Annotated in this window: 7 protein-coding genes and 1 pseudogene; 3 read left to right on the top strand and 5 right to left on the bottom strand. The window is 47.3% G+C overall.

What is annotated here, in order from left to right:
- Positions 1 to 626: 626 nt before the first annotated feature.
- Both QUB10_RS09855 and QUB10_RS09850 read right to left on the bottom strand, forming a co-directional pair.
- On the bottom strand, positions 627 to 845 hold the full coding sequence (locus tag QUB10_RS09855) for a hypothetical protein (RefSeq protein ID WP_333055486.1): 219 nt from the start codon (positions 843 to 845) through the stop codon (positions 627 to 629).
- A gap of 179 nt (positions 846 to 1,024) precedes the next feature.
- On the bottom strand, positions 1,025 to 1,423 hold the full coding sequence (locus tag QUB10_RS09850; protein ID WP_333055485.1) for a hypothetical protein: 399 nt from the start codon (positions 1,421 to 1,423) through the stop codon (positions 1,025 to 1,027).
- A 309-nt stretch (positions 1,424 to 1,732) separates the two neighbouring features.
- Between QUB10_RS09850 and scpB the strand changes: the two genes are divergently transcribed.
- Together scpB and QUB10_RS09840 are read left to right on the top strand one after the other, a co-directional pair.
- Entirely contained in the window at positions 1,733 to 2,248 is a 516-nt protein-coding gene (gene scpB / locus QUB10_RS09845; protein WP_333055484.1) for an SMC-Scp complex subunit ScpB, read from the top strand.
- A 42-nt stretch (positions 2,249 to 2,290) separates the two neighbouring features.
- Positions 2,291 to 2,638: a DUF760 domain-containing protein gene (locus tag QUB10_RS09840; RefSeq protein WP_006635907.1), complete on the top strand. Its 348-nt coding sequence runs from the start codon at positions 2,291 to 2,293 to the stop codon at positions 2,636 to 2,638.
- 318 nt (positions 2,639 to 2,956) lie between these two features.
- On the opposite strand, the gene QUB10_RS09835 is transcribed toward QUB10_RS09840, so the two are convergent.
- Positions 2,957 to 4,177, bottom strand: coding sequence for an HhoA/HhoB/HtrA family serine endopeptidase (locus tag QUB10_RS09835; RefSeq protein ID WP_333201639.1), 1,221 nt, complete (start codon positions 4,175 to 4,177; stop codon positions 2,957 to 2,959).
- Between the two features lie 313 nt (positions 4,178 to 4,490).
- Here QUB10_RS09835 and QUB10_RS09830 point away from each other — a divergent pair, with 313 nt between their 5' ends.
- Positions 4,491 to 5,405 carry a M23 family metallopeptidase gene (locus QUB10_RS09830; protein ID WP_333201637.1) on the top strand — a complete coding sequence of 305 codons (915 nt, stop codon included), beginning with the start codon at positions 4,491 to 4,493 and terminating at the stop codon, positions 5,403 to 5,405.
- A gap of 344 nt (positions 5,406 to 5,749) precedes the next feature.
- Here the strand turns inward: QUB10_RS09830 and QUB10_RS09825 are convergent, their stop codons facing one another.
- Positions 5,750 to 5,911, bottom strand: coding sequence for a hypothetical protein (locus QUB10_RS09825; protein ID WP_333201635.1), 162 nt, complete (start codon positions 5,909 to 5,911; stop codon positions 5,750 to 5,752).
- 112 nt (positions 5,912 to 6,023) lie between these two features.
- Positions 6,024 to 7,056: pseudogene (locus tag QUB10_RS09820) on the bottom strand (WD40 repeat domain-containing protein); the annotation flags it as partial.

The following is a 7,056-nucleotide window of genomic DNA, read 5'->3' as shown; positions in this document are numbered from 1 at the left end:
CCCGTTGATAGGCGTTAAGTGGAAGTCCTGAGAGGGATGAAGCTGAGGCGTACTAATAGACCGAGGGCTTGACCTCTCTTTCTACATGGTGATGATGATGACTTAATTCTCTGCAGTCTTCAGGGTTTTTTACCCTTATTTTTTTTCCGTCTCTACAAAGACGCAGTGGGATCACTGGGATACTATTCCTTTTTCCGTTGTTAAAACTCCGGGTTGCTAATCTGAGGGAATAGGAGCTGATTGCGTCTAATTTTCATCAATTCCGCAATAGGTGCATGGCAAAGCTCCCTCCCTACTCCCTCCGCTTCGCTGCGCCCACGATTTACCGTATAATCATTCAAAAGCTACTATGACGGCGTTGCGATCGCCTCGACGACCGTAAGGCTACCGATCTATTTCGGAATTCCCATAAGCTTGAGCTTGTGTCCTTGTAAAATCGCACAACTATCAGCAACTCTAAGCTAAAGCTATTAAAAATATTAAAGTTTTATAATATTAAAGTTTTGAGAAAGTTTTGAGGCGGTCGTCACAAGGGTAACTTTTTTCAAGATTATAGCCTCCTGTTTTACAGTCCTTAAACATTGCTTCGATACCACTGCGACATTTAAACGCTGTTACAGCTTGTTTCAATTTGGCGATATTGGTGAGTCAATACCAGTCTTCATCTTCGCCACTATTTCGATATTTTCGTTGCCCATAACCAGCGACATCAAAACAGCCCAATCCTTGCTGCTGATTTTAACTCCTGTCACATAAAAGCTCGTACCTGCGACTAAACCACCCTCACTCAACCGCTTAAATTCTTCTCCTTCTTCTTGAATATAGCGTCCCTGTTTTACTCTCAAAACACACCTTATGTTCTTTTCACACAGCCCACTTGCCAGCTTAACGATCGCAAATTCAGGCGTTTCCTAAAAGGACCATTTTATATTTTTTTAGCAGACCAAGAATGCTGCAGATTAAGCTTTGTTGTTCTCGGATGTTGCTACAGCCACAGCGAAGGCAATATCTGCTAGTACAACGGTCAAGCTCTCTTGTTCCCAATCAGGCTAATCATCAACAGATTTTTATCTCGCCACGGCGTTCTATCAATGGCGACCTTCAACTCTTGTTTCTTTTTAAATTGACTTCTCCAGATATATTTAAGCACAGGAAACCAAAGCTTTTCAATCTTGAGCAGAGGTAGCTTGAGAAATCGTTGAATAGAACGTCGTCCGCTCTCAAACATGATTGGGTATCGCATCAATTTCGCCAATAACTCAATACTCACTTGTTTATGGGTTGGGAGCAGAAAAACTAAAATAGTCACAGTCAAGTATTCGGTGTTTTTGAGCTGCTGTTGGAAACAAATTTGGTATGATTGAGGTAACATTTTTAACTGATGGGGCTTCTTAACAAGACTGACCCCATATTTTTTTACCAAAAATCGGTTCTAGCCCCGTCATCTGTATTGGTTGATATATTTTACCATAAGCTCAGGAGAGCTAGAAACGTTATATATTCCTGCGTCTCGGATTGATATAAAAAAAGAAAATTAATAGTGTAGGTTTTGTTTCTCAACCTAACCTACACTATTAATAATTTGTGTAAGGGGAATGTTTATTCCTAACTCTCATTCTTCACGACACGGAAGTTACGGAAATACGGATAACTGTTGTTTTCCTGATTCCTTCTTCTTTTTTGCTTATTCCTTCTTCTTTCAACCTCCCAATTCCTCGTTACTAATTCCCAAATGACTCGCTTAGCCACAACAATAGAAGCCATACTTTACCTAAAAGGTCAGCCAGTGTCGATCGCAGAAATTGCCGAGATTGCCAAGTGCGATCGAGCCGAAGCCGAAGACGCCATCATCGAACTCATGTCTGACTCGTCCCACCGCGACAGTGCATTAGAAGTCGTCGAAACCCCCACAGGATACAGCCTGCAACTCAGAGAAGAGTTTGCCAGTTTAATGCAAACTTTAATACCTCCAGAATTAGGTGTGGGAGCTTTGCGAACGCTGGCTGCGATCGCCCTCAAAGGCGGCATCGCTCAGCCAGACTTAGTTAACTTGCGAGGTTCAGGCGCTTACCAACAAGTGCAGGAACTTGTAGAGATGGGTTTCGTCCGCAAACGGCGACCGAGTGAGGGGCGGTCATATTGGTTACAAGTTACCGAGAAATTTCATCGGTACTTTCAAGTAGACCAACTGCCAAAACAATTGCAACTTGACTTTCAGGCAAATTTGTACCCAAGCAATGACGAGTAGTTTGAAGTAGAATGTAACCAGCCAGAAATTAAGAATCGCCAAATGGTTTTTCACCCTGACTTTGACACATCCAATGCCCAACAAACCGCAGTCAATCCACTGCTGAAGTACCTCCAACACCAATCCCCGGAGGTTCTAGCCCGCGTCGCCAAGTCTGTGAGCCCCGACATCAGAGAAATAATCTCTCATAACGTTCAAGGACTTGTCGGCGTTTTGCCTTCCGAAAATTTTAACGTCGAAATTACCACCGATCGCGAAAACTTAGCAGGTTTGCTAGCTTCAGCGATGATGACAGGCTATTTTTTGAGGCAAATGGAGCAAAGGATGCACCTCGAAGAAAATTTAGCAAGCACCAGCTCGATTCAACCAAACTCACCCAAAGACAAGTAAAAAGGTCAACGGGTTGGGGAAGCCAGAAAGATGAAAGTTGTTCAGAAAAATCCATAATCCTGAATCATGGAGGCACAGGGAATTAAGAAACCGGGCTGTTAACCGGCTATCCCTCGCGCTACACCGAGGCTTTTGGTGAAAAAACCCGGTTACTGCTTCCAGGACTATAAAGCATCAGATTCATCTTCCATCCTCCACCCTTGCAACTAATACCAATTTCAAAAAAGAATGCAACTGTAGATAAGCTCCAAATCCTTATGCAGTAAGTCATTCTTAATTCTTTAATCGAGAATCGAAAATCGAAAATCGAAAATGGTATTACCCACCGGCGGAGCTACCCGATAGGGGAAAAGCACCCGGACGTACTTTAATATTCTGAACTTGACCCAAACGGTTAATTTCCAGTTCGAGTTCTTTGCCCACAACCGTGTTTTCCACCCGTTCTTGCACGTCACCGGGAGTGTTAACCGCAATTCCGTCAACTTTTTGAATGACATCTCCGGGACGCAAGTCGGCTTTTTGAGCGGGGGAATTTTCTACGACTCGCGCCACGGCTACGCCTTGATCGAGGGTAATTTTATTATTATCGAGCTGTTTGTTGAGTTCTGCCTTGGTGGCTGCAGTCAAGCTGACCATTTGAATGCCGAGATAGGGATGTTCGGCTCTACCTTTGGCGAATAGCTGATCGGAAACTCGTTTGGCGGTTTCGATCGGAATTGCAAATCCCAAGCCTTGAGCGTCCGCGCGGATAGCGGTATTGATGCCAATTACTTCGCCTTGGTCGTTGAGCAGCGGGCCGCCTGAATTGCCGGGGTTGATGGCGGCGTCGGTTTGGATGAAGCGGACTCGCTTGTCGGGGATGCCGACTTGGGAACTCGATCGACCCGTAGCGCTGATAATGCCCACAGTCACGGTATTGTCCAGACCTAAAGGATTGCCGATCGCGATCGCCCACTGTCCCGGTACAATATTGTCCGATCGACCCAAAGCCACCTGCGGCAGTTCCTTAGCATTAATCTTAACCACAGCCACATCCGTCAGCGGATCGACTCCCTGCACCTTACCCTCAAACTCGCGGCCGTCTTTGAGCGTCACCTTAACAGTATCAGTCCCGGAGACAACGTGAGCATTAGTAACGATGCGGCCGTCAGAAGTGAGAATAAACCCGGAACCGGTACCTCTCTTGACTCGTTCTTCCGGCTGTGGCAAATTCTCCCCAAAAAACCGACGAAACAAAGGATTTTTGAATGCTTCCGGCACTTGATTCGCCACCTTGCTTGATGCGTCAATCCGCACTACAGCCGGGCCGACTTTTTCCGCTGCTTCAGCAATAAAATTGGGATTGCTGCGATCGACTGCCCGATTTTCCTGAACTGAAGGAGAGGGATACGGGGGGATTTGCTGGCGTACTACTGGCAAAACCAATCCGGTTTCCAGATTGTTTGAGCCTTGCAGATAGCGATTTCCCAACCATCCCATACCTCCGCCGATTGACAGCAGAGTCACATAAAGGGTCGCTTGCTTAAAAGATAAACTCATTTAATAACTCCCGCTAAATACCTCATCCCCGCAGACAGGTTCCGAATCAAGCATTTTTGTCTTGGCGACGGGAAGGAAGCGGGGCGGGGCGTACCGCTTCCTCAAGAACATAGCTGTTAACAGGCAGGCGCCCATCGGCATCACAGGCAATTTTGCCGGATTTGCCAAGAGCGAATCAAACTAATAATTCTCATCCTAACTTGGCTTAGCCTGGGATTTACAGTCTGGGGGGTGGCTAGAGCTTGTAAATATGCAATTTTACAGGATTTTAAAATTGTCAACTGTCCGAAATGAATACTTTTTTATGTACATAATGACTTTTAAACGCTTATTTCCGCTGATTTTTGCACTAATTTGGTCGATCGCACCCGTTGAGAAAACGGCGGCAAATACCGAAATCCCACCTGCAAATCTTCCTTTAGGTACACCTGTAGAAAACCCCGACCCCGCCCGCGATTGCCCGAGTCCGGCTATGTCTCGGTTGCGTCGCCACACTGTGGCCCAGGGCGAGACAATAGAAAGCATCGCGCGGCAGTACAATGTGATTCCTGCGGCGCTGATCGGGATAAATCCGACGTTGCGGGGCGGTGGAGTATCTGCTGGAAGTGCGATCGTCATTCCTCCGTACAGTGGCATCGAGGTAGAAGTGCCTGCAGGCTCGAATTGGCAAAAACTGGCAGAAGCTTACAAAGTGCCCGCAGATTTGCTATTTGAGGCGAACGGGTGCAGGCCGTTGGGGAAAACGGTGTTTGTGCCTGCGGTGAATAGGTCGATCGGGCCTTCTATCAATCCCGATGCAACGCCATCGGTGCAAGGATTTCCGCTGCCTGCCCCAGCAGTAGCAGCTTTGCGTTACGGGCGGCAATTGCATCCGGCGCGGCGCGAATTTTTTTTCCACAGCGGCGTAGATTTTTTGGCGTCGGAGGGTACGCAGGTTTTGGCTGCAGGCGAGGGGACTGTCGCCTTTGCCGGGCCGCAGGGGGATTACGGGAATTTAGTGGTGGTGAACCATGAAGCGGGGAAGCAAACGCGCTACGCTCATTTGAAAGATATTGCGGTCAAAGTCGGTCAAAAAGTGGAGTCTGGAGAAGTTTTGGGAACTGTCGGGACGACGGGAAAACGGGACATTCCGCCATCTCATTTGCATTTTGAAGTTCGGTACAATTCGGGTTTGGGTTGGGTTGCTGAAGACCCGCTGCTTTATTTGCAAGCGACTATTAAAAAATAGGATTGTTAGTGTGCTGGGGGGGTGACAACCCGCCCTAAATCCAGAGGGGGTAAGGATTGATCTGTGTGGTGGTAAAAAAAGATAGGCAGCAGAATTGTTACACGTTTGCCTATCCCAAAAAATATGTTACCAACATTTGACCAGACTCAGTTACAAAAACAAATGATGAAAAACCCGTTGATTTTACTCACAATGTTTTTGAACCTGATAGAATTTCAGAAACAAGTAACGATCGCACTAATCTGGTTCCTATTAATCACTTATTGGTTAACTACTTAGGAATGAGAATTAAATAACTTCCACAAGTTTGTGGGATGGGCGGGACGCCCATCCCACAATAATAATTAAAATTGTAAGTTATTTAATTCGCGATCCTTATTGCCCGATCGCACATTTCTCTCAAATTCGATCGCCCGTTTCCCAAAAAGTCGATCGCACCTCCACAAAAAACCCGATCGCGGGGCCCCAGAAACCGGGTTTTTACCGAAATACTTCGTTACAACCAACAGATTCGGACAAAAACCCGGTTTCTTGGATCGGCGGGGCCCCAGAAACCGGGTTTTTTCCGAAATACTTCGCTACAACCCACAGATTCGGGCAAAAACCCGGTTTCTTGGATTATCGCCCGTCGCTAACTCCCTCCAATCGCAGGAAATGCACCCGGCCCGATCGATCGCCCGCTACAACTGTCACGCCATCAGGGGCGATCGCACAGCAAGCAAACTCAGCATCTCCACTGAAACTAGCAATCTCTTTACCTGTGAGCAAATCCCAGATTTTCAGGGTATGATCCCATGAAGCGGAAATCGCTGTTTTACCGTTGGGTGCGATCGCCACTGCATTTACCCAGTGAGTATGACCGGTGAGAGTTTTCAGTTCCCTGCCACTGTCTGTGTCCCAGATTTTCAGGGTTTTATCCGATGAAGCGGAAATCGCCGTGAGGCCGTCTGGTGCGATCGCCACTGCTTTTACGAAGTCAGTATGACCGATGAGGGTTCTAAGTTCGATGCCTGTCTCGGTGTCCCAGATTTTCAGGGTGTCATCCTCTGAACCGGAAATCGCTGTTTTACCGTCTGGTGCGATCGCCACTCCTGTTACCGGGCCAGTATGACCGGTGAGAGTTTTCAGTTCCCAACCCCAGTCTGTATCCCAAATTTTCAGGATTTGATCCCATGAAGTAGAAATCGCTGTTTTGCCGTCTGGTGCGATCGCCACTGCTATTACCGAGTTACTATGACCCGTGAGAGTTCTAAGTTCGGTGCCTGTCTCGGTGTCCCAGATTTTCAGGATTTGATTCAATGAAGCGGAAATCGCTGTTTTACCGTCTGGTGCGATCGCCACTGCATTTACGAAGCTAGTATGACCGGTGAGGGTTCTAAGTTCGATACCTGTCTCGGTGTCCCAGATTTTCAGGGTGTTATCCCGTGAAGCGGAAATCGCCGTGAGGCCGTCTGGTGCGATCGCCACTGCATTTACCGAGTCAGTATGACCGGTGAGGGTTCGCAGTTCGGTGCCTGTCTTGGTGTCCCAGATTTTCAGGGTTTTATCGTATGAAGCAGAAATCGCTGTTTTACCGTCTGGTGCGATCGCCACTGCATTTACCTCGCCAGTATGACCGGTCAGGGTTCTCAGTTCGATACCTGTCTCGGTG

The organism is Microcoleus sp. B5-D4, assembly GCF_036705145.1.
GTDB lineage: Bacteria > Cyanobacteriota > Cyanobacteriia > Cyanobacteriales > Microcoleaceae > Microcoleus.
The sequence above is the reverse complement of the archived record's forward strand: the minus strand, read 5'-3'. Positions and strand labels throughout refer to the sequence as shown.

Excerpts from the sequence above, each read along its gene's own strand:
- QUB10_RS09840 (WP_006635907.1), top strand. The coding sequence starts at position 2,291 with ATGGTTTTTCACCCTGACTTTGACACATCCAATGCCCAACAAACCGCA.
- scpB (WP_333055484.1), top strand. The coding sequence starts at position 1,733 with ATGACTCGCTTAGCCACAACAATAGAAGCCATACTTTACCTAAAAGGT.
- QUB10_RS09830 (WP_333201637.1), top strand. The coding sequence starts at position 4,491 with ATGACTTTTAAACGCTTATTTCCGCTGATTTTTGCACTAATTTGGTCG.
- QUB10_RS09835 (WP_333201639.1), bottom strand. The coding sequence starts at position 4,177 with ATGAGTTTATCTTTTAAGCAAGCGACCCTTTATGTGACTCTGCTGTCA.